18 protein-coding genes and 1 pseudogene are annotated in these 21,805 nt (G+C 68.1%); 16 read left to right on the forward strand and 3 right to left on the reverse strand.

The genetic code is table 11. From position 1 onward, the window contains the following. The first annotated feature begins 89 nt into the window (after positions 1 to 89). The 5 genes from AC16DP_RS20990 to AC16DP_RS21010 all read left to right on the forward strand — a co-directional run bounded on the left by AC16DP_RS20990 (position 90) and on the right by AC16DP_RS21010 (position 6,652). A complete protein-coding gene (locus AC16DP_RS20990; RefSeq protein WP_329729571.1) occupies positions 90 to 1,904 on the forward strand; it encodes a serine/threonine-protein kinase in 1,815 nt (604 codons plus the stop codon). Continuing rightward, positions 1,901 to 2,875 (forward strand): hypothetical protein, encoded by a 975-nt coding sequence (locus AC16DP_RS20995; RefSeq protein ID WP_329729570.1) that lies wholly within the window; start codon positions 1,901 to 1,903, stop codon positions 2,873 to 2,875. Before AC16DP_RS20990 ends, AC16DP_RS20995 begins: the two co-directional genes overlap by 4 nt. 18 nt (positions 2,876 to 2,893) lie before the next feature. After that, positions 2,894 to 4,783 (forward strand): sigma 54-interacting transcriptional regulator, encoded by a 1,890-nt coding sequence (locus AC16DP_RS21000; protein ID WP_329729569.1) that lies wholly within the window; start codon positions 2,894 to 2,896, stop codon positions 4,781 to 4,783. 332 nt (positions 4,784 to 5,115) lie between these two features. Next, a complete protein-coding gene (locus tag AC16DP_RS21005; RefSeq protein WP_329729568.1) occupies positions 5,116 to 5,697 on the forward strand; it encodes a hypothetical protein in 582 nt (193 codons plus the stop codon). Between the two features lie 61 nt (positions 5,698 to 5,758). Beyond that, complete coding sequence (locus AC16DP_RS21010) at positions 5,759 to 6,652, forward strand: peptidoglycan-binding protein (protein ID WP_329729567.1); 894 nt, start codon at positions 5,759 to 5,761, stop codon at positions 6,650 to 6,652. 127 nt (positions 6,653 to 6,779) lie between these two features. On the opposite strand, the pseudogene AC16DP_RS21015 reads toward AC16DP_RS21010, so the two are convergent. Both AC16DP_RS21015 and sitA5 read right to left on the reverse strand, forming a co-directional pair. Beyond that, positions 6,780 to 7,130: pseudogene (locus tag AC16DP_RS21015) on the reverse strand (DUF2019 domain-containing protein); the annotation flags it as partial. Beyond that, positions 7,124 to 8,521, reverse strand: a complete 1,398-nt coding sequence (gene sitA5 / locus AC16DP_RS21020; protein WP_483956834.1) for a SitA5 family polymorphic toxin — start codon at positions 8,519 to 8,521, stop codon at positions 7,124 to 7,126. The gene sitA5 and the pseudogene AC16DP_RS21015, both read right to left, overlap by 7 nt. A gap of 213 nt (positions 8,522 to 8,734) precedes the next feature. On the opposite strand from sitA5, the gene AC16DP_RS21025 reads away from it, so the two are divergent. From AC16DP_RS21025 to AC16DP_RS21075, 11 genes are all read left to right on the forward strand, one after another. After that, positions 8,735 to 9,289, forward strand: coding sequence for a hypothetical protein (locus AC16DP_RS21025; RefSeq protein ID WP_329729565.1), 555 nt, complete (start codon positions 8,735 to 8,737; stop codon positions 9,287 to 9,289). Then, positions 9,286 to 10,890, forward strand: a complete 1,605-nt coding sequence (locus AC16DP_RS21030) for a carboxypeptidase regulatory-like domain-containing protein (RefSeq protein WP_329729564.1) — start codon at positions 9,286 to 9,288, stop codon at positions 10,888 to 10,890. Before AC16DP_RS21025 ends, AC16DP_RS21030 begins: the two co-directional genes overlap by 4 nt. A 114-nt stretch (positions 10,891 to 11,004) precedes the next feature. Continuing rightward, positions 11,005 to 12,129 (forward strand): AI-2E family transporter, encoded by a 1,125-nt coding sequence (locus tag AC16DP_RS21035; RefSeq protein ID WP_329729563.1) that lies wholly within the window; start codon positions 11,005 to 11,007, stop codon positions 12,127 to 12,129. 136 nt (positions 12,130 to 12,265) lie between these two features. Beyond that, positions 12,266 to 13,327, forward strand: coding sequence for an N-acetyl-gamma-glutamyl-phosphate reductase (gene argC / locus AC16DP_RS21040; RefSeq protein WP_329729562.1), 1,062 nt, complete (start codon positions 12,266 to 12,268; stop codon positions 13,325 to 13,327). After that, positions 13,324 to 15,402 (forward strand): bifunctional glutamate N-acetyltransferase/amino-acid acetyltransferase ArgJ, encoded by a 2,079-nt coding sequence (gene argJ, locus AC16DP_RS21045; protein WP_329729561.1) that lies wholly within the window; start codon positions 13,324 to 13,326, stop codon positions 15,400 to 15,402. Before argC ends, argJ begins: the two co-directional genes overlap by 4 nt. Before the next feature lie 9 nt (positions 15,403 to 15,411). Beyond that, on the forward strand, positions 15,412 to 15,912 hold the full coding sequence (gene argR / locus AC16DP_RS21050; protein WP_329729560.1) for an arginine repressor: 501 nt from the start codon (positions 15,412 to 15,414) through the stop codon (positions 15,910 to 15,912). Next, positions 15,909 to 17,354, forward strand: a complete 1,446-nt coding sequence (argH, locus tag AC16DP_RS21055; protein WP_329729559.1) for an argininosuccinate lyase — start codon at positions 15,909 to 15,911, stop codon at positions 17,352 to 17,354. Before argR ends, argH begins: the two co-directional genes overlap by 4 nt. Continuing rightward, a complete protein-coding gene (argF, locus tag AC16DP_RS21060) occupies positions 17,351 to 18,256 on the forward strand; it encodes an ornithine carbamoyltransferase (protein WP_329729558.1) in 906 nt (301 codons plus the stop codon). Before argH ends, argF begins: the two co-directional genes overlap by 4 nt. Positions 18,257 to 18,849: 593 nt before the next feature. Continuing rightward, entirely contained in the window at positions 18,850 to 19,341 is a 492-nt protein-coding gene (locus tag AC16DP_RS21065) for a hypothetical protein (RefSeq protein WP_329729557.1), read from the forward strand. A gap of 199 nt (positions 19,342 to 19,540) precedes the next feature. After that, complete coding sequence (locus AC16DP_RS21070) at positions 19,541 to 20,701, forward strand: serine/threonine-protein kinase (protein WP_329729556.1); 1,161 nt, start codon at positions 19,541 to 19,543, stop codon at positions 20,699 to 20,701. Then, a complete protein-coding gene (locus AC16DP_RS21075) occupies positions 20,674 to 21,126 on the forward strand; it encodes a helix-turn-helix domain-containing protein (RefSeq protein ID WP_329729555.1) in 453 nt (150 codons plus the stop codon). The genes AC16DP_RS21070 and AC16DP_RS21075 overlap by 28 nt, the downstream gene beginning before the upstream one ends. 19 nt (positions 21,127 to 21,145) lie before the next feature. Here the strand turns inward: AC16DP_RS21075 and AC16DP_RS21080 are convergent, their stop codons facing one another. After that, the gene (locus tag AC16DP_RS21080; protein ID WP_329729554.1) at positions 21,146 to 21,517 is read right to left on the reverse strand and encodes a helix-turn-helix domain-containing protein; all 372 of its coding nucleotides are present in this window, start codon (positions 21,515 to 21,517) and stop codon (positions 21,146 to 21,148) included. Between the last annotated feature and the right edge of the window lie 288 nt (positions 21,518 to 21,805).

Here is a 21,805-nt window from a genome sequence, read left to right on the forward strand (position 1 = left end):
AACCCCGACGTCGCTGTCATACCCACGCCCGCCCCCCTGACACTCGCGTCCGAATGGGCATCGGCTTGGAAGACTGAGACTCGGCACCCATGACGCACATCGGCCGCAACATCGGGCGGTACCGCATCCTCGAGGAGCTCGGCTCCGGGGGCATGAGCGTCGTGTACAAGGGGTTGGACACGGCGTTGGATCGCGAGGTGGCGGTGAAGGTGCTGCACCCGCACCTGGCCAACAAGTCCGAGTCGCGCAGGCGTCTGGCGCGCGAGGCCAAGGCGGTGGCGCGGCTGCACCACCCCAACATCCTCGAGGTGTTCGACTTCTCGGCCGAGGGCGCGCAGGACGCCTTCCTCGTCACCGAGTACGTGCGCGGCCGCACCCTCAAGGAGTGCGTGGACGAGCTGGGCCGGCTGGAGCTGCCCGAGCTGGCGGCGATGATCATCCACGAGATCGCCGCCGCGCTGGCGCACGCGCACGAGGCTGGCGTCATCCACCGGGACTTGAAGCCCGAGAACGTGATGGTCCGCGAGGACGGCGTCCTGAAGCTGATGGACTTCGGGATCGCCAGGCTGCTCGACATCGAGGATCGGATGACGGTCACGGGCGCGCTGGTGGGCTCGCCGGCCCACATGGCACCGGAGATCATCGAGGGCCAGGAGGCCGGTGCCGAGGCGGACATCTTCTCGATGGGCACCATCCTCTACTCGCTCATCGTGGGCCGGCTGCCCTTCACGGCCGCCAACGCCACGGCCACGCTCAAGCGGATTCTGGACGGGGCCTATGAGGATCCGCGCCAGCGGGTGCCCACGCTCTCGGACGAGCTGGCGGAGATCTGCGCCACGTGCCTCGCGAGGGATCCAGCGCGGCGCTATCCGAACGCGGGCAAGCTGCGCGACGCGCTCGGGGACTACCTGGCGGGGCTCGGCTTCGCGCGCGTGGGCGAGGAGCTGGCGTCCTTCTTCGCGGATCCGCCCTCGTACCAGAAGCTGATGCGGCCGAGGCTCATCGCCACGCTGCTGGAGCGGGGCGAGCGGCTGCTCGCGGACAAGCGCACGCCCCGGGCGCTGGCGTGCCTCAACCAGGTGCTCGCGCTGGACGCCACCAACGCGCGGGCGCTCGGGCTGCTGCAGGGGTTGGAGCGGGAGCGCCGCGTGAAGCAGTGGAGGGCCCGGGGGCTGAAGCTGGGCGCGGGCCTGCTGGCGGCCTCGGTGCTCGGCGTGGGCGTCCACTTCTTCTTCCAGCGGCGCGCTCCGGAGGCCGCGCCCGCGGTCACGTCCTCCGCACGGGTGACGCCTCCCCCGGCGCCGGCCCCCGCCCCCGTGAAGAAGCCGGCCCCGCCCGCGCCGCCCCAGCGGCAGGCCTCGGTCACGCCGGAGTCCCCGCGGCCCCTCCCCGAGAAGGCGCCCGTCCCGCGCGCCGAGCCCACGCCCCGCGAGCCCGTCCGGGCCGTGCCGGAATCCGTGTCCATCCTCGTGCGGCCCTACGGCTACATCCAGGTGGACGAGGGAGCGCGCAGCGGCCAACCGCTCGCGCGGCACATGGTGGAGCTGACGCCCGGCCAGCACACGGTCACCATCACCTGCGACTACTGCGAGGACGCGCGGGAGACGATCGAGGTACGGCCGGGAGTGGAGAACGTCTTCCGCCTGCGGGCCCTGCTGAAGAGCTCGCGGCTGTCCTTCGTCTATGAGCCAGCGGACGCGGTGGTGCGCGTGGGCGGCGAGGTGCGCACCGTGCGCGAGTCCCAGGAGCGCCCCTTCGAGATCCAATCGCCGAGGGGCCCGGCGAGCTTCCAGCACCGGGTGGAGTACGAGGTGAGCCACAACGGGTACCTCACCGAGAAGCGCGTGGCGAACCTGGAGCCCGGCAAGTCCACCACCTTGCGCGGGGCGCTCGTCGCCGAATGAGCCGCTGCCTCCGACTCCTGCTGCTGGTGGGACTGCTGGCCCCCGCCGCCGTGTTCGCCGAGGAGCCGGTGGACGCGGAGGTGGTGACACTGCGCGCCACCTACGAGTACGGCCGTTACGCCGAGGTGCTGGAGCGTGCGGGCATGCGCATCGACCGGGGCCGGCTGGCGGACAAGGATCTGGCGGAGCTGCACAAGCTGGCCGCGCTGAGCGCCTTCAACCTCAACCGGACGGAGGACTCGGCGCGCCACTTCCGCGCGCTGTTGCGGTTGGAGCCGGACTTCAACCTGGATCCCTTCTCGGTGCCGCCGCCGGCGGTGGAGCACCTGGACGGCATCCGCGAGCAGATGTCGGCGGAGCTGGAGCTGGTGCGGCAGGAGCGGCGGCTGCGTGTGGAGCGGGAGCGCACGGAGGCCGAGCGCCGGGAGCGGGAGCGCGTGGCGGCCGAGGAGCGGCGGCGGCGCCTGGAGGTGCTGTCGAGGCAGGTGACGGTGCGGCAGGTGGAGTCACGCAGCTTCCTGGTGAACTTCGTGCCCTTTGGAGCGGGGCAGTTCCAGCAGGGGCGCAACGGCCTGGGGACGCTCTTCGCGGCCTCGCAGGGAGTGCTCGCCATCACCAGCATCATCTCCTTCTTCGCGTACGACTCGCTCATCGAGACGGAGGACTTCACGGTGGACGACGTGCGAGGGCCCATCAAGGTCACCGTGAGCTTCATTCCCACCGCGCGCCGGAAGGAGGCCGAGACCTGGACGTGGCTCAAGTGGGGCTCGGCCGGGGGCTTCTACGCCGTCTACGCGGCGGGGGTGCTGGACGCGCTCCTGCACCACCAGGATCAGGTGGTGCGCACGAGCATCGAGACCCTGCCGTCCACGCCCGCGCCCACCGAGCCCGACCCGGCGGCACCCCGGGCGAGCCTGCACCTCTCCCCCACCACCGGCGGCGCGATGGCCGGATTCACCCTCACCTTCTAGGACCAGGAACGCTTCGACATGGCCAGCCTCACCGTCCGCAGCCCCGAGGGGAAGGTCCGCACGGTCCCCCTCCACAAGCGCATCACCAGCATCGGCCGCTCGGCCGACAATGACGTGCAGCTGGAGGATCCGTCGGTGCCGGACAGTGCGTTGCACGTGCTCTTCGATGGAACGCGCTACCAGCTGGGGAGCCTGGGGGCGTCGTTCCAGGTGAACGGCAAGAAGCGGGACAACCACGTGCTGGCCACGGACGACGTCATCCGCGTGGGCGCCACGGAGCTCGTCTTCGCGCGCGAGGACGCCGTGACGAAGCCGCCTCCGGCCCCGGCGCTCGCGGTGACGCACGAGCCGACGTCGGATCCGGACTCGCACACCCGGGACATGCCGGGGGTGGTGGGCCGCGAGCTGGTGCTGCTGCGCCGGCTCACGGCGTTCAGCGATCGGCTGCTGGGCAGCTCCAGCCGGGACGAGCTGCTGGAGAGCGTGCTGGACGAGGCCATCGAGGTGACGCGGGCGGACAAGGGCTTCCTCATCCTGCGGGAGAACGGCGAGCTGGCCGTGAAGGTGGCGCGCAACCTGTCGCGGGAGAACATCGAGGACGCGACGGCGCGGGTGTCGGATTCGATCATCGAGAAGGTGGTGCGTACGCGCAAGGCGCTCATCTTGAGCGACGCGCTGGATGATCCCGAGTTCAAGAGCAGCAAGTCGGTGGTGAACCTGAAGCTGCTGTCGGTGATGTGCGTGCCGCTGGTGCGCAACGACGAGCTGTTCGGGGTGCTGTACGTGGGCAACGACCGGTTGGTGAACCGGTTCGAGCCCAAGAGCCTGGACATGCTCACCATCTTCGCGGCGCAGGCGCTGTTGCTCATCCAGAACGCGCTGCTGGTGAATGACCTGAAGCTGGACAACACCGAGCTGCGCAAGCGGCTGGACGACACGCACTACGGGGAGATCGTGGGTGCGTGCCAGGGGATGCTGGACGTGTACCGGCGCATCGACAAGATCGCGCCCACGGACATCTCGGTGCTGATCACGGGCGAGACGGGCACGGGCAAGGAGCTGATCGCCCGGGAGATCCACCGGCACTCGCCGCGGAGCAAGGGACCGTTCATCACCATCAACTGCGGGGCGATTCCGGAGAACCTGCTGGAGAGCGAGCTGTTCGGCCACGTGCGAGGCGCCTTCACGGGGGCGGTGAACACGAGGGTGGGCAAGTTCCAGGCGGCCATCGGCGGCACGCTCTTCCTGGACGAGATTGGCGAGATGCCGTTGCAGCTGCAGGTGAAGCTGCTGCGGGCGTTGCAGGAGAAGGTGGTCTACAAGGTGGGAGATCACCGGGGCGAGCCGGTGGACATCCGGGTGGTGGCGGCGACGAACCGGGTGCTCGAGGAGGAGGTGCGCAAGGGCACCTTCCGCGAGGACCTGTACTACCGGCTGAACGTGGTGACGCTGAAGCTGCCGCCGCTGCGCGAGCGGGGCGAGGACCTGTTCGTGCTGGGGAAGTACTTCCTGCAGAAGTACGCGAAGGAGTTCAACTCGAAGGCGAAGGGTTTCTCGCCGTCGGCGACGGTGGCGATGAAGAAGTACGGCTGGCCGGGCAACATCCGCGAGTTGGAGAACCGCATCAAGAAGGCGGTGGTGCTGGCGGACAAGCCGTTGCTGGGGCCGGATGACCTGGATTTGAGGCCGGAGAGCCTGGAGCCGGTGCTGCCGCTGTCGGAGGCGCGGGAGCGCTGGCAGAAGCAGTACATCCAGGAGGTCTACGAGCGGAACAACCGCAACAAGACGAAGACGGCGAAGGATCTGGGAGTGGATCCGCGAACGATCTTCCGCCACTTCGAGAAGCTGGAGGCGGAGAAGAACGGCGGGCCGCTGCCTCCCGGCGAGGACGGCGACGAGCTGCTGTAGTCACGGGGCGCCGGCGCGGTTCTATTGCCAAGGAACCTCGGGACTTCTAGCCTCCTCCTGCATCCGGCATCTGGCCGGTCATCGCCAGAGGAGAACCCTTGCGTTTCCTTTTCGTGTGTCTCTGCGCGACAGGGCTTGCCTGCTCGCGCGGCGATCAACCTCTGGCCCGGACCGCCCCCGTAGCGGAAGCGACGGCACAACCCGTCCAGCCCCCCGAGATCTCGTCAGGGACGATACGCGAGGGCACCGGCGGGTCTGGGACCACGGGCTCCGTGCGCATAGCTCAGCGGCGTGAGACCTACACCACGGGCAATGGGCAGTGCGCCGTCGACGTGGCGTATCCCGAAATCGCCGGGCTCTCGTCGTCCGAGCTCCTTGCCAAGGTCAACCGACTCATCGATGAGACCGTGCTTGCCACCGTTCCCGAGAGCTGTCGAGCACCGCGCGACTCCTCGCCGGTACGCCAGGGAGAGGGCTGCTCCGACCTGCCCGACCCCGGGAAGACCGATGTCTCCGTCACGTATTCAGTAGGGCTGGCGAAGGATGGGCTCCTCAGCGTCCGGTTGCAACGTACCGCCTGCACCAATCCGAGCCTCCAGCCCGATGACATGGTCGATGGACTCACCGTCAATCTCATGACGGGCACGGTGTATCAGGTGGCGGATCTGTTTCGCCCTGACACCCCCTGGAAGGAAACACTCACTCAGGCCGTGCGCAACAAGCTCTCAGCGACCACGAAGCTGGGGGCCAACGTGCCAATCTCGGTGCGCCGCTTCTTCTTGAAAGAGGGAGCGCTCGTGGTGCTTCGACCCGTTTCCGCGCGAGCATTCCATGCGCTCGATGTCGAGGTACCGCTGAAGCAGCTTCAACCCATGCTGCGGGCCGACCTTCCAGGCAATAGCGCCGGGAAGTGATGAGACCTGGCACCAAGCACAAACGATTGCTGTTCAAGACGACGAAGCAGGAGGGGGGAACATGGCATTCATCCTCAAACGAGGAAGCAGAGGACGCGAGGTCAAGACTCTTCAGCATTGGTTCAGCCATCTGCAGCAACCGCCCCCTGCCTTGGATGCGTTGGGGACGTTCGGTCCCCAGACCGAGGCCACCGTCAAACAATTCCAGGCCGCCCATCGAATCTCTCCCGCGAATGGAGTCGTCGGTGCCAGTACCTGGGCCGCGCTTGGCAACGTGATCGGCACATACATCTGGCTCAAGGAATCGGGTGCCGCCGAGTCACTCGCGCGATTGGGCACGGACCTCGCACAGGGAAGCCTGACGTTCCGTCACGACCGGTTCATGTCGGACTACATGGGAACCTACGGCATCCTCGATGACTCCGCGGCGCACGGCCTGTCGATGCTGCTACGGTTCATCGATCGCGATCCCCAGATCAGTGATGTCCGTTGGGCCGCGTACATGCTGGCGACGGTCAAGCACGAGTGCGCGGACACCTGGCAGCCCATCGAGGAGTACGGCCAGGGCGCGGGGTATGCGTACGGCAATCCCGTGAACGTGGTGGGATCCGACGGGCAGAACTACTCGAATGTGTACTACGGGCGCGGGTACGTGCAGCTCACCTGGAAGAAGAACTACAAGACGATGAGCGACATCTTGTACGGCGATGATCGGCTCGTGATCCATCCCGAACTCGTTCTCGAGCCGGACGTCGCATACAAGATCATGTCCTACGGCATGCGGAACGGATCGTTCACGTCGAGGTCGCTCGGCGATTACATCAAGGACAACAACTGCAACTACGTCAACGCTCGACGGATCATCAACGGAACGGATGAGGCGACGAGAATCGCGACCTACGCCCGGGAGTTGGAGCGGATGCTGAAGGCAAGCAGCTATGGCCCTTCGAAGTAGGTACGGGACGCCCTCCGTTGGTTCAATCGCCGGACTTGCCCCGATGATGTCCCCGGCCATGGCCCTGGGTGCTCTTGCTCTTGAGTCGTGACCGGGCACGCTTGACTGGTGGTTCAACCGGATCTGCGGGATCCAGGGCCCAGGTGCCCTCTTCCCAGCGTTTCAGACACTCGGAAGCCTCGAAAGGAATCAGCCCTTTTCCCTTCGCGGCTTCTTCCAGAACCGCCTTGGCCTCCGCAGTCCGATGGCGCAACAGGAAAGCCGCCGCGGCCGTCCGTACGTCCATCCTGGGATGCGTGAAAAGCACAGCGAGTGCATCCCGTCCAGCGTCACCATGAGCACACAGCTTATCGAATGCGGCAATGGCTTTCTTCGCGTGCTTGTTTCCGGTCTTCGCGTCTCCGTTGAAGATCTGCCAGGTTTGGGCCTCGACATGGTAGGCGAACGCCTCAACGAGCTTGTCGAACTCCGCTACCATATTCCATTCCTCACATTGTCGATGGCCAACAAACCAAACGCTCGCTGTGCCTCATAGGACTGTGTACTGAGCCACTTGCGCACCGTCATGGCCCTGGAGCCGGTGATATGCGTTCGGATCGACGAATATAGACGACTGATGTCAGTGTGGAGCGCCTTGTCCATTGCAATGACGTTCTCCGTATTGTGCAAGGCCTCCCCCCCGAACCGATCCACGTTGCCCGGGGTCTGCTCCACGATGTGGTGCCATTCCTTGCCATTGCCCGCTGGGCCCATCGCCGACTTGAAGCCACTCGGCGAGCCCCACGCCCTGTGCCCGTTGGGCAGGAGCGTCCCCCGCCCTGGTGAGGGACTCGCCCCCGCGGCGCTCCGCGTGGCCATGGCCACCACGTGCGGCGCCAACACGACCCGGATCGTCCCCTCGGGCACCGAGACGATGACGCGCTCAGTTCCGGCCGCCACACTCAACAGACCCACGCCGCTGCTTGCCTCGACCGTGCGCGAGGCCTGCTCGAACCCCGGCAGCTTCGGAGCCTTGGACGCGAGCGCCACCGTCTCCCCTATCGCCGCCGTCCCCACGATGAGGAGAATCCGCGCGCTGTTCGGACCGATGACCCGGCCGAACCGCTCGCCAATCTCGCGCAGCTCCGCGAAGGTGGAGGCTCTTGGCGCCTCGTCGTAGAGCCGCGCGTAGGCCCGCAGCAGGTCGAAGAACTCCCACCCGAGATAGCCCCACAAGAGCACGGTGAACGCGGCGGCGACGCCCTTGGTCACCGGCTCGGGCACCGGCGCGACCAGGAGCGCCATGTAGGCCGTAATCGAGAAGCTGAGCGTCGCCAGCAACCGCGTCGGGTCGAGCACGGCCCGCGCTTCCGCGTCCAGCCCCTCCAGGGCCGGTCCCACCGCCAGGGCCAGCGCGAGACTCCGCTTGTCCTCGTCCCGCAGCCGCGGCCCGTCCTCGAGCAGCGTCAGGCAATCCCCCGGCGTGCCGCGCCGCTCGCAATAGCGCCCATAGGAGCGCTCCAGGTCCGCGGCTCCCGCTCCGCCGCTCGAAGAAGAGCAGACAAGCGCCAGCTCGCGGCCGGCATACAGCGGGAAATGGGAGGTGGCCACCCGCGGCGGCATGTGGAGCCAGAACGTCGTCAGGGCCGCCTGGAGATCCGACGCCCCCACTCGCACCGGCGTGAATTCCGTGGGCAGCGTGGCGAAGACCGCATCCCCTGCCTCTGCGCCATCCACAGGCGGGGGGTGCCGGTACTCCGTCGTTCCGCTGCCCGGGGAAGTCCCCGTGGCGCACGCCGTCACCAGCATCAACGCCGTCAGGGCCAGCGCCCCCAGGCGCGAGTGCCACCGTTCACCCAAGGGGTGCGAATCGACAGGAGGGTTGGACATGGGCACCAGTAGTACCCCAGCCGGACCCTCCCTCCACTCGGCTGCCTGCTGGGCGAGGGGCGCTCGCCCCACCGCCGATCGTCGTGGACTCATCGTGACAGGCCTGTCGCGGTTCCCTGCTCCTCCCGGGTGTGGCACCCTCGCCAAACCCCTGTTCCGACGATGAAATCCACTGCCTACCGACTGGCCAGCGAATTGCTTGGGCTCCCCGCCATGAAGTGGTTGGGACTCGGAGCCGCCGCGTGGATCCTGGGGGGATGCGTCATTCCCCAGGACACGAGCTACCTCAGCGACATCCCCCAGCAGCGCAACCGCCCCCCGCGGATCGTGGAGAGCCAGGTGAACCCCCCCGAGCGCATCATCCGAGGCTACGGCGCCGACAAGCTGTGCAAGCTGACGTTCGAGGCCATCGTCGAGGATCCCGACGTCGACGACCAACTCGTCGCCTACTGGTACGTGGACTACGACGCCTCCCGGACCCAGGGCGAGGACGCCCAGAACATCATCCTCGCCAAGAACGCCAAGGTCATCCGCGATGATCGCGCCACCTTCCAGGTGAGCTTCGACTCGGCGGACTTCAACCGGCTCAACGTCCCAGGCGACCACATCGTCGAGGTCGTCGTCACCGACACCGGCCTGGTGGGCCGCCGCGAGCCCCTGAACAGCAGCGTCCTCGAGCTCGCGGACGGAGGCATCGTCTCGGATCCTGGCTACACCGCCACCTATGTGTGGTTCGTCAGGACCGAGGCCGCAGGAGATTGTCTATGAAGAGGCTCACCCCCCTCGTGCTGCTGACCACGGCCCTCGCGGCCGGCTGCGGCTACTCCGCTCCGGACCCCGTCCTCGGCTGCCGCAGTGACAGCGAGTGCGACAACGACGAGGTGTGCTTCGTCGATGGCTGTGGAGACCCGGGCAAGAACATCGTCGTCGAGGTGGTCCCCAACCCCCGCGTCGGCCTGCACGCCCAGGACTTCCGGGTGACGGAGCTGCGCAGCCAGCAGAACATCGAGCTGTACGGCCCCGCCCTCCTCAAGGGCCAGGTGCGCGTGGAGGGGCTCTCCTCCACCAGCGCGTACTCCGCCCCCATCACCCTGCGCATGACGGGCGAGAGCCTGCTCATCCCCGGGCTGGTGCGCCGCCACGAGAGCACGCTCGTGCCCACCAATGGCCTCTACTCGCTGCCGGTGGGCGCGGGGCGCTACGACGTCACCCTGTCCACCAACGACGCCGCGCTGCCGCCCCTGTCCAGCACCCGCGACGTCCAACCGGGCGACGCGGTGACGCTGGACTTCACCCTGCCCGTCTCCTCCGAGCTCGTCCGGCTGTCCGGCAAGGTGGTGCGCCCGGATGGAAAGCCGGTGGATGTGGATCTGGAGGTCCAGGCCCAGGACGAGCAGCTGCGCCCGCTCTCGCAGCGGGTGATGGTGACGCGCGAGTCGGGAGCGTTCACGCTCTCGCTCCCGCCCACGGCCGCCGAGCGGCCCACGGTGGTCCTCCAGGTGGTGCCCACCTCCCCGCAGGCCCTGGTGCCGCAGAAGCAGTTCACCGTGAACCCGCGCCAGGGCGCGCTGGAGCTGTCCATGGGGGACTATGGCGAGCCCGTGCGGCTGCGCGCCAGGGTGCTGGACCGGAACGGGCAGCCGGTGGCGCAGGCCACGGTGTCCCTGCAGGGCAAGGTGAGCGGTGGCGGGCAGTTCCGCAGCCAGAAGGTGCTCACGGACGAGACCGGCGCCTTCGAGCTCCTCACCCTTCCCAATGAGACCGGGAGCTCGATGACGCTCTCCGTCGTGCCCCCGCCGGGCTCCAGCGCGAGCTTCACCCTGAGGTACGTGCAGGTGCCGCGCGTCAGTGTCCTGGCGTCGGCGGACGTGGTGTGTGGGGAGCGGGTCCTGGTCCGCGGCGAGCTGATGAAGCCCAGTGGCTCGCAGCCGGCGGCGGGCGTGGCGATCATGGCCGAGCCGCTCGAGGAGGTGCCCGGATGGTCCCGGTCCACGGCCAGCTTCCAGGCTCCGCGCACCACGGATGAGGCGGGCAGATTCGAGCTGCCGATGGATCCGGGCCGCTACCGCCTCGACTTCATCCCCACCGAGGACCTCCCGCGCGTCAGCCGCATCGTGACGGTGCCTCCCCCGGTCAGCGCCTCCGTCCCGCCGAGCCTGGAGCTCTCCACCTTCACCCTCTCCAAGGGCCGCAGCGTCAACGGGCAGGTCACCTTCACCGGCTCGAATGCGACGCCGTCCACCGCCCCCTACGCCTCCATCCGCTTCTTCCGCGTAGTGGACGTGGAGGGCAAGTCGTCCGCCCTGCTGCTCTCGCAGACGCTGACGGACCAGACCGGCGCCTACTCCACCACCGTGCCCGCGCGCTGAGCCGTCTCCCGCGAGGCGGGAAGCACCAGGCAGGAGGACGAGGCCCCTTCCGGCTGCCCGTCCTCCTGGCCCCAGGCGGAGCCGATGCCGGACCGTGCCTACCTTGAGCACGGAATGAATGCTCGGGACCCGATACGCCGCTCGCAGATCTCCGCCCGCACGGTCTGGACGGTGGGGCTCAACGCGGGCGCCCTGGTGCTGCTGGCGTACATGCTCATCCAGCTGCGCGCCGTCTTCGTGCTGCTGGCGGTGGCGCTGTTCATCTCCCTGGCGATCGATCCGCTGGTGCGCTGGTTCCAGCGGCGGGGAGTGAGCCGGGGCTGGGGCGTGCTGGTGACGTTCCTGGGGCTGCTCGGGCTCGCGGGGCTGCTGGGCGCCACGCTGGTGCCGCTGGTGGTGCAACAGGTGCGCAGCCTGGTGCGGTCCGCGCCCGGACTGGTGAGCGAAGTCCGCACCTGGGAGTGGACGCGGTGGCTCGAGCAGCGCTTCGACCTGGAGCGCAAGGTGCAGGACGCGCTGGCGCACCTGCCGGACGAGGTCGCCCAGTCCCTGCCGGGCGTCGTCTCCACGACGGTGAACGGCGTGCTGGTGTTCATCACCGTGGTGACGCTCAGCCTCTTCGCCCTGATCTTCGGGAAGGATCTCTACGAGCAGGCGCTGGGGTGGGTGCGTCCCGTGCGCAGGCCCGCGGTGCGCGAGCTGGTGAAGAACATGCACCGGGCGGTGAGCGGCTACCTGGCGGGCACGGCCCTCACGGTGACGCTGGGCGGCCTGATCACGGCGCTGGGCACCTTCCTGCTGGGCGTGCCCTACTTCCTGGCGCTGGGGAGCCTGTACCTGGTGCTCGGCCTCATCCCGTACATCGGCAGCTTCCTCATGGCGCTGCTGGTGTCCTTCACCACGCTGACGACGGTGGGCCTCAACCGGGCGCTGATCGCCCTGGGGCTCTTCCTCGTCTACCAGCAGGTGGAAGGAAACCTGATTCAACCGCTCGTCCAGCGCCACTCCATCCGGATGAATCCGCTGCTCATCTCGGTGGTGCTGCTGATGGGCGCGGCGCTGATGGGGCTGATCGGCGCGATGATCGCCCTGCCGCTGGCGGCGGCGCTCCAGGAGTTCCTCCGGGAGGTACAGGAGGAGCAGCGCGAGCGGTGGGGCGACGAGCGCGAGGCAGCCGATACCCGCCCCGAGGTCCACGACCACGGCCCGGACGAGCCAGCAGGCCCCGCGCCGCACTGATCGGTGTGCCCCCGGAAAAATGGGGCTGACCCGCGCCCATTTCCCCTCGCCCTCCGGGAGAGGGGAAATGGCCTCCCGCGGGAATATGCATTTGCCGCTTGCTTGTATGCACGGTAGCGAATATTCATGCACCTCCATGCATAAGACGGCGATCGGCATCATCGGGGCGTCGGGGTACTCCGGCGTCGAGGCGACCCACATCCTGGCGGCCCACCAGAAGGTGGAGCTGCGGCTGGTGACCAGCGACAGGTGGCAGGGGGAGGCCGTGGGCCGCCGTCTGGGCATCATGGGCCCGGTGGGGCAGCTCAAGTACGCGCCGCAGGACAAGAGCGCCGAGCTCGCGAAGGAGTGCGAGGTGGTGCTGCTCGCCACGCCGGCCGAGACCTCCCTGCACCTGGTGCCCGGGCTGATCGCCGCGGGCGTGCGCGTCATCGATCTGTCGGGCTCCTTCCGCCTGAGGAACCTCGCCAGCTATCCGGCCTTCTACAACTTCACGCACTCGGCGCCCGAGCTGCTGGAGCAGGCCGCCTATGGCCTGCCGGAGCTGTTCCGCGAGCGCATTCCGAGCGCGAAGCTCGTGGCCAACCCGGGCTGCTACGCCACCGCGTGCGCGCTGTCCGTGGCGCCGCTGCTGAAGGCCGGGCTGCTCGAGGAAGGCTCGCTCATCTTCGACGCCGCCTCGGGCACGACGGGGGCGGGCCGCAAGGGCTCGGAGGACCTGAGCTTCAGCGAGGTGGACGAGGACTTCCGCGCCTACCGCGTGCTGCGCCACCAGCACACGCCGGAGATCGCCCAGACGCTCGCGGGCGTGGCGGGCCGCACCGTGCCCCTCACCTTCACCGCGCACCTGCTGCCGCTCAAGCGGGGCATCCTCGTCACCGCCTACGGCCGCCTGCGCTCGGGCGCCACCGCCGCCGAGGCCCGCGCCGCCCTGGAGCAGGCCTATGCGTCCTGCCCCTTCCTGACGGTGGAGGCCTCGCCGGACGCGGTGAGCCTCAAGGGCGTGGTGGGCACCAACCGCTGCACGGTGGCCGTGGCCGCCGACACCACCGGCTATGACCCGGGCCGCGTGGTGGTGACGGCCGCGATCGACAACCTGGTGAAGGGGGCGGCCGGTCAGGCCGTCCAGAACCTCAACCTCATGATGGGGTGGGAGGAGACGCTCGGCCTCTCCACCCTGCGGGGTTTCAATCCGTGAAGGTACCGCTCGGCTTCTCCTTCTCCGGCGTCCATGCCGGCCTCAAGCCCCAGCGCAAGGACGTGGCGCTCGTCTACAGCGACACGCCCTGCTCCGCCGCGGGCTGCTTCACGGCCAACAAGGCCCGGGCCGCCCCGGTGCAGGATGCCGAGCCCCGTCTGCCCGCCTCGGGCATCCAGGCCGTGCTCGTCAACTCGGGCAACGCCAACGCCCTCACCGGCCCCGCCGGACAGCAGGCCGTGCGCACCCTGCGCGACGAGCTGGGCCGCGTCCTCTCCGTGCCGGCGTCCGCCGTGCTCACCGCCTCCACGGGCGTCATCGGCCATCCCCTGCCGGTGAACAAGGTGGTGACGGTGCTCGGCCCGCTCAAGGACGCCCTGCGCGCCGAGCCCGACACCGCCGCCGAGGCCATCATGACCACCGACACGCGCGCCAAGCAGGCGTGGCGCACGGTGAGCATCGGCGGCCGCAACGTGACGGTCTCCGCCATCTTCAAGGGCTCGGGGATGATGCACCCCTCGCTGGCCACGGTGATCGCCGTCATCACCACCGACTGCGCCATCCAGCCCGGCGTGCTGGCGGCCGCCCTGCGCGAGGCGGTGTCCACCACCTTCAACAGCCTCACGGTGGACGGGGACATGAGCCCCAACGACACCGTGTACGCGCTGGCCAACGGCCGGGCCGGCAACCCGGCCATCTCCGACCCCGGGCCGGAGCTGAAGGTCTTCACCGCCACGCTCTCGGACCTGTGCCTGGAGATGGCGCGGGAGATCGCCTCGGATGGCGAGGGCGCCACCAAGCTGCTGCAGGTGGAGGTGTCGGGCGCCCCGGACACCGCCATCGCCCAGGACCTGGCGCGGGCCGTGGCCGGCTCCACGCTGGTGAAGGCCGCCGTCTTCGGAGCGGATCCCAACTGGGGCCGCGTGCTCGCCACGGTGGGCGCGCGCGCCGGCACCCAGGGCTACGCGGTGGACCCCTACTCGGCCCACGTCCGCATCCAGGGCATCTCCGTCTACGAGGGCGAGCCGAAGCCGTATGACCCGGCCCACCTCAAGGCGCGCATGCGCGAGCCCGAGGTCCGCGTCGAGGTGTGTCTCACCGGCGGCGAGGGCTCCTCCGTGGCCTGGGGGTGCGATCTCTCGTACGACTACGTGAAGATCAACGCGGACTACACCTCGCTCATCGTCCCGAGGCCCGACGGCGGCGTGGGCCGGGATGATCGGCTGGCCAACTACAGCCCCGCGTTCAAGACGACGCTGCTCGTCGAGGCGCTCTCGTACATCTCGCGCTTCCGGGGCAAGCGCTGCGTCATCCGCTACGGCGGCGCGGCCATGGTGAAGGAGTCCCTCAAGCAGGCCTTCTGCCGGGACATCGAGCTGCTGCGCTCGGCGGGCCTGCAGCCCATCATCGTGCACGGTGGCGGGCCGGAGCTCACGCGCACGCTGGACAAGCTCGGCCTGCGCCAGGACGGCGGGCTCATCACCGACGCCTCGGGCCTCAAGGTGGTGGAGATGGTGCTGTCCGGCTCCGTCAACTCGGAGCTCGTCACCATCCTCAACAACCTGGGGGATCGGGCGGTGGGCCTGTCCGGCAAGGACGGCGCGCTGCTGCGGGCCCGGCGGATTCCCGTGGAGGACGGCCGCTCCAAGGAGCACGTGGGCGAGGTGACGCGCGTCAACCACGAGTTCCTGGAGATGCTGCTGGGCCAGGGCTACGTGCCCATCATCTCGCCGGTGGGGCTGGGCGAGGACGGGCAGACGTACGACCTGGGCTCGGACGCGGTGGCGGCCGAGGTGGCCAGCGCCCTCAAGGCCCACAAGCTCATCTACCTGCACGACGCGCCGGGCATCCTCCGGGGCGAGGAGCTCTTCAACGAGCTGACGACCGCGCAGTTGGAGACGCTCCTGGCGGCGGGCGCGTTCGCCGGCAGCATGCAGACGCGGGCGAAGATGACGCTGAAGGCGCTGAGCGGCGGGGCCGTGGAGCGCGTGCACGTCATCGACGGGCGCGTCCCACACAGCCTCATCGCCGAGCTCTTCACCGACAAGGGCGTCGGAACGCTCGTCACCCGTTGAGGCACGGCCATGAGGAACCCGACTGTGAGCCCGCTTCGGAGCAACGGAGACAAGGCGTCGCGGCAGGAAGCCATCCGCCGCATCATCCGCACGCACGCCGTGGCCACCCAGGACGAGCTGGGACAACTGCTGGCCCGCGAGGGCTACGACGTCACCCAGGCCACGCTGTCGAGGGACCTGGCCCAGCTCGGCGCCATGCGCGTGTCGCTGCCCCAGGGCGGCACGGTGTATGGGCTGGAGGAGGCCCCACCGCCCTCGGGCGAGGACCGGCTGCGCGAGCTGTCGGAGATGGTCCTCTCGGTGGAGGACAACGAGATGTTGGTGGTGGTCCGCACCCGCCCGGGCTCCGCCCCCCTGGTGGCGTCGGCCATCGACCAGGCCCGGCTGCCCGAGAACCTGGGGACCATCGCCGGAGATGACACCATCTTCGTCGCCCCGGCCCGCGGCAAGTCCACCCGCACCCTGAACCGGAAGTTGAAGTCCCTCTTTGGAAAGGAAGACACCCCGTGACGATTGCCAAGACGGCCGCCTCCGGCGGGCCCGGCCTCCACCCGGAGGTGCTGGCATTCACCAGCTCGCTGGCGCTCGACAAGGCGCTGCTCACCGAGGACCTGGTGGGCAGCATGGCCCACCTCACCATGCTGTCGCGCACCCGGCTCATCCCCGCGGAGGACGCGCGCGCCATCCGTGAGCAGCTCGTGGCCATCTGGAAGGCCGCGCGGGCCGGCACGCTCGTCCTCGCGGACGAGGAGGACGTGCACATGGCCGTGGAGGCGGAGCTCACCCGCGTCCTCGGGGAGCGCGCGGGCCTCTTGCACACGGCGCGCTCGCGCAATGATCAGGTGGCGTTGGACCTGCGCCTGCACGTGCGCGAGAAGGTGGCCGAGGCGCTCGGCGCGCTGGCGAAGCTGCTGGACGGACTGGCCGCGCGGGCCGAGGCGGAGCGGGACACGCTCATTCCCTCGTACACGCACCGGCAGCGGGCGCAGCCCATCTCGCTGGCGTACCTGCTGTGCGGGTACGGGGCCATGTTCACCCGGGACGTGGACGCGCTCGGCTTCGTGCTGGAGCAGGTGGCCTCGCTGCCGCTGGGCGTGGGCGCCATTGGCGGCACGTCGCTGCCCATCGACCGCGAGGTGACGCGCGAGCTGCTGCGCTTCCCCCGCGTGACGATGAACGGCCTGGACACGGTGGGAGACCGGGACTTCGCGATGGACTTCGCGTACGCGGCCATGCGCTCGCTGCTGCACGCGAGCCGGGTGGCCACGGACTTCTACGACTTCGCCTCGCCCGAGTTCGGCTTCGTGAAGCTGGACGGGGAGATCGCCTGCGGCTCGAGCATGATGCCGCAGAAGCGCAACCCGGACGTCTTCGAGCTGATCCGCGGCAAGTCGGGGCGGGCGGTGGGCAACCTGAACACGCTGGCGGTGCTGGTGAAGGGGCTGCCGGGCGGGTACAGCCGGGACTTGCAGGAGGACCGGCAGGTGCTGCTGGAGACGGGGCCGCTGCTGACGAGCGTGCTGTCCATGCTGCACCTGGCGCTGGGCAAGGTGTCCTTCGACAAGGAGCGGTGCTTCGCGGCGGTGGAGTCGGACTACATGCAAGCGACGGACGTGGCCGAGGCGCTGGCGATGAAGGGGATTCCCTTCCGCACGGCGTACAAGGCGACGGGAGCGCTGGTGCGGGCGTGCCAGGAGCGCGGATTGCCGCTGGCCAAGGTGACGCTGGAGCTGGCACAGTCGGTGGACCCGCGCTTCGACGCCGAGGTGCTGAAGAGCGCGGATCCGCGGCGCGCGGTGGAGCGCAAGGCCAACGCCGGAGGGACCGGACCGGCGTCGGTGGAGAAGCAGATTGCCGGACTGAAGTCCCATGCGGCACGGGCGCGGGAGATGGCGGATGCCATTCCCCGGCTCGCGGCCATTTTCGACTCCTTGCAGGAGGCAGCACTGTGAAGCGCGATTTCCTGACCCTGGCCGACCGCACCGAGGCCGAATACCAGGCCCTCTTCAAGCGGACGCACGCGCTCAAGGCGAGCCGCAAGCGCAAGGAAGTGGTGACGACGCTGGCGGGGCGGCACCTGGTGCTGGTGTTCGAGAAGTCCTCGACGCGCACGCACCTGTCCTTCGAGGCGGCGATGTACCAGCTGGGCGGAACGGTCTCGACGATCACCGCGGGCAGCAGCCAGATCGCCCGGGGCGAGACGATCGAGGACACGGCGCGAGTCATCTCCGGCTACGCGGACTGCATCATGTTCCGCACCTTCGGGGACGATCGGCTGACGGCGTTCGCGAAGGCGTCGCAGGTGCCGGTGATCAACGGTCTGTCGGAGGGCGGGCACCCGGTGCAGCTGCTGGCGGACCTGTTCACGGTGGAGGAGCGGCTGGGGACGGTGAAGGGCAAGACGATCGCCTTCGTGGGTGACTGCGCGAGCAACATGGGCCGCTCGTTCGTGGAGGCGACGCGCTTCTTCGGGTTCAACCTGCGGCTGGGGTGCCCGGAGGGCTACCGTCCGGCGGCGGAGCTGCTGGCGCAGGCGGGAGCACGGGTGCACGTGACGGCGGACGCGGCCGAGGCGGTGAAGGGCGCGGACGTGGTGGTGACGGACGTGTGGACGAGCATGGGCCAGGAGGCGGAGTCGGCCAGGCGCATGAAGGACCTGCACGACTACCAGCTGAACGAGGCGCTGCTGGCGAAGGCGAATCCAGGGGCGATCGTGCTGCACTGCCTGCCGGCGCACCGGGGCGAGGAGATCACCGGCGGCGTCATCGACGGGCCTCGGTCGGCGGTCTGGGACGAGGCGGAGAACCGGATGCACGTGCAGAAGGCGCTGCTGGAGCAACTGATCCTGGGCTGAAGCTCTACCGAGCAGAACCCGACCGAGCAGAACCCGAGGGAAGAGGGCCAGGCTCACCCTCTCCCCTCGGGAGAGGGTCGGGGTAGATGCTGAATCCAAGTCCCACACCGGCGTAACTGCCTGTAAGTCCTGGGGATTGGAGCCCCCAGCTACGGGCATGCCGCTGGCCCCATGTCGTTTTCCCCTCGACGCTCGCCGCGACGTGGGCGAGCCCAGGCCAACGCAGAAGCGAACAGGGAGAGCACGTCCTCCGGCTGACACAACAGCGGGGGGCTCCTTTCACGAATGCTCCAGTTGACATGACGATCTTGGCCATGTGTCCAAGCACTTGGGGGTCGTCATGAAACAAGCCCGTGTCGTCAGTCGCGGCCAACTGTGGAAGCCGCGCCGATCCCCGAGCTTCCAACCCAGGAGGAGAGGGAGCGGTGGCGGACGGACATCTGCGAGCCACATTACGCGAAGTGCGTCCGTGCTGGCGGTGACAGCATCCCGGGCCGGAAGAAAGGGGAGACCCAATGCCAAGCCTGTTATGACGCTTGTATGCGTCACGGGTACTGGCCGTGGCAGGCAAACGACAAGCCCTGCCCTGGAGCATGACCATGCGGCGCACGCAACGAGAGCGCGGACTGGAACTTGGACGGGAGAAGGATCAGGTCTTCCTGAAGCTGATAGAGGCCAAGGCCCCGTACGAGGAGAGGCGACGGGCCCTGCTGGAACTGGAGAAGCAATGGTTGCGTGAGGCAGTAACGGAGGCCGAACGCGAGCAACTCCGACGTGGAATCGCGGAAGATCTCGTCACCCTCGCATACTCGTTCAACCAGCCCTGGGCTGAATTCGGCAAGTGGCTTCGCCGTGTTCAACGGCTCGGCTTCTCCAACCTCGCGCTGCGCGTCCACATCACCTGCCTCTACGTACAGTCCCTTCACCTCTTCCCCCGGCAGGCTCGCGAGGCATGGGAGATGCTGGCGGACGCGGAGAAGAGAGCGCTTCGGCTTCGGCGAGATCGCCCCCTGCGGCAGGAACACCTGGAGGCCATCGCGCACGCGAAGAGGGTTGCCCGCGTGTCGCGCCCCCCTGCTCGCTGACATGATCGACGTCAGGGCCGAGCCGGACCAGGACGGTGCGTCTCGGGAGCTACTTGCCCGGGTTGCCCCGGCCTCCTGACCTACCCAGTAAGGTGGCTTCCATTTCTCCGCCCTTCCATGGTACGTTTCGGAGCACCTTGGACGTAACCTATGGGAACCTGCGTTCCTCTCAAGCGTTCCGCAGCGCACAGGAGACCACATGGCCGGATTCGACACCCCATCCACGGACACAGGGCCCTTTACCTTCGAGTCAGAAGGATTCCGCTACGAGGTCTTCCGCTCCCTGCTCGAACACGTGGATTACGACACCCTGTTTCTCTCGTGGTGCAGGCCCGTGAAGGAGAAGGCGCGCCGGAGGCTCGTTGCCCTGAAGCAAGTAGAAGTCCCGGAGGGGCGCGAGGGCCGGACCCGAGCAATCGAGGAAGTTCAGCTCGCCGAGCACCTTCATCATCCAAAGATCGCTCGCGTCTTCAGACTCGCGGAACATCAGGGCGCCCCGTTCGTGGTGATGGAGCACACGCCAGGAGCCTTCCTGGCCACTGTCATCGGCTCCGCGCTGTTGCTGGGCCGCAAGCTCTCGCCTGCCCTCGCCTCCTTCATCGCCGCTGAAGTCGCCAACGCCCTCGACTACGCCCACTACTGCGAGGATGACCGAGGCCGCCCGCTTCACATCATTCACCGTGCCGTAGGTCCCATGACCATCCGCCTTGGGCGCAACGGTCGCGTGAAGCTCACGAACTTCGGTGCCGCGTTCTCCGAGCTGTTGGGCCGCGTGCCCACGCCACCGAAGGTGCTCCGAGGGAACTTCGCCTACGCGGCTCCGGAAATCATTCGCTCCATCTCCGAAAAGGGCCGAGCCGGTCTTCTCTCTCCCAAGGGCATCGACAGCAGGGCGGACATCTTCTCGCTCGGGCTCGTGCTGCTGGAGATCATCGCGGGGAATCATCCGCTCGACCCTCTGGACACGCTTCCATCCGAGGTGTCCAAGCGCGCGCTTCGACTCGTCTCGGGAGTGAGGGCAGAACACTCCGCATGGGCCTCCATCGAGGTACTCGCGGATCGTCTGCTGCGCTTCGGTCCCGAGGACGTGGAACGCATCGCTTACAAAGCCCCGGCCCCTCTGAAACAGGTAGCTCACCGGGCTCTTCGGAGTGACCCTGCCGAGCGTTACCAATCGGCCGCTGAGATGCGTGACGATCTGCGCGCGTATCTGCGCAGTCTCCGCCAGCCCTTCGGCGCCACCGAGGCAGCGGCGGAGCTGGCCGACATCCTCAAGAAAGCATCCGCCCTCAAGCGGAAGGCAGCGCACCCTGTCGAGATTGGAGTCCTCCCGTGGCCGAAGGCGCTGAGCGTCCAGTAACCCCTGGACCGGGCAGAACGAGCAGGCAGAACGACAAGAAGAAGTTGATGACCCATCTGGCAGCGGTCGTGCGTGAAGCTCGCAAGAAGACTGAGCTGACCCAGGCGGATGTCGCGGACCGCGTTGGGATCGTCACCGAAGTATTCGGTCGGATTGAGCGAGGATACCTGCTCCCGAGCGTTGCGACCTTTCGCAGGTTGTGCCGTGTGCTTCGCCTCGATGCGAACGTCGTCTTGGGACTCGATGTGGAGAAGGCTCCTTCGTGGCTGAAGGAGCCTGAACCCGAGGCAGATGATCCGCCCGATCTGCGCCGGCTGGTGAGAACGATTCGCCGCATGGATGCTGCACAGGTATCCGTCATGCTCAGCACCGCCAATGCGCTGGTGAGACACACAGCGCAACAGCCAGATGAGCAAGCCGAGTAGGCGGATGAATCTACCTGGTTCAATCCTCGAAGGACGAAGCAAGGACGGTCAGAACCTTGCTGAGCACCTTCAAGCGCTTCGGCGACCACGTCCGGAGCTGGTGGAGGATGCGCCGCAGCTCCGGCGAGAGGTTCCCCTCTGGGGGAGCTTCATCGACTGTGGCCGCAACCTGAGAAGGGCTCACTCCCAGCAGCGCGTCGGACGAGATACCCAGGACGGTGCTGATTCTCCGGAGGCTCGGAACGGACGGCATCATGTCGCCACGTTCGATTCTCCCGTAGACGCCAGGAACGAGACCGACCTTCTGGGCAACCTGGGCCTGCGTCAGACCGAGGCGTTCCCGTGCTGCGCGAGCTACTTCTCCGAGGGAGCGCTGAAGTTCTTCGTCCATGGTGGTCGTCTACCACGGTGGATGGGGGGCCGGGGCTTGCGTCGTGCAGCTCGTTCTCCACGAGGCTGGTAGGCTCGGCATTCTCGGAGGTGCGTCGTGGGATTGGCCTACAGGCTGCCGGAACTCAAAGAGATGGTCGGGGGTTACCGCATCGTCGAGACGCTCGGCAGCGGGAGCTACGGCTACGTCTACAAGGCCGAGCAGGCCGGATGCTTCTACGCCGTCAAGATCCTCCGGGGCCGCTTGTTGAATGACCGGGCCAGGCGCGAGATCGGCATCCTGAACCAC

This window comes from Archangium sp. (assembly GCF_057119385.1).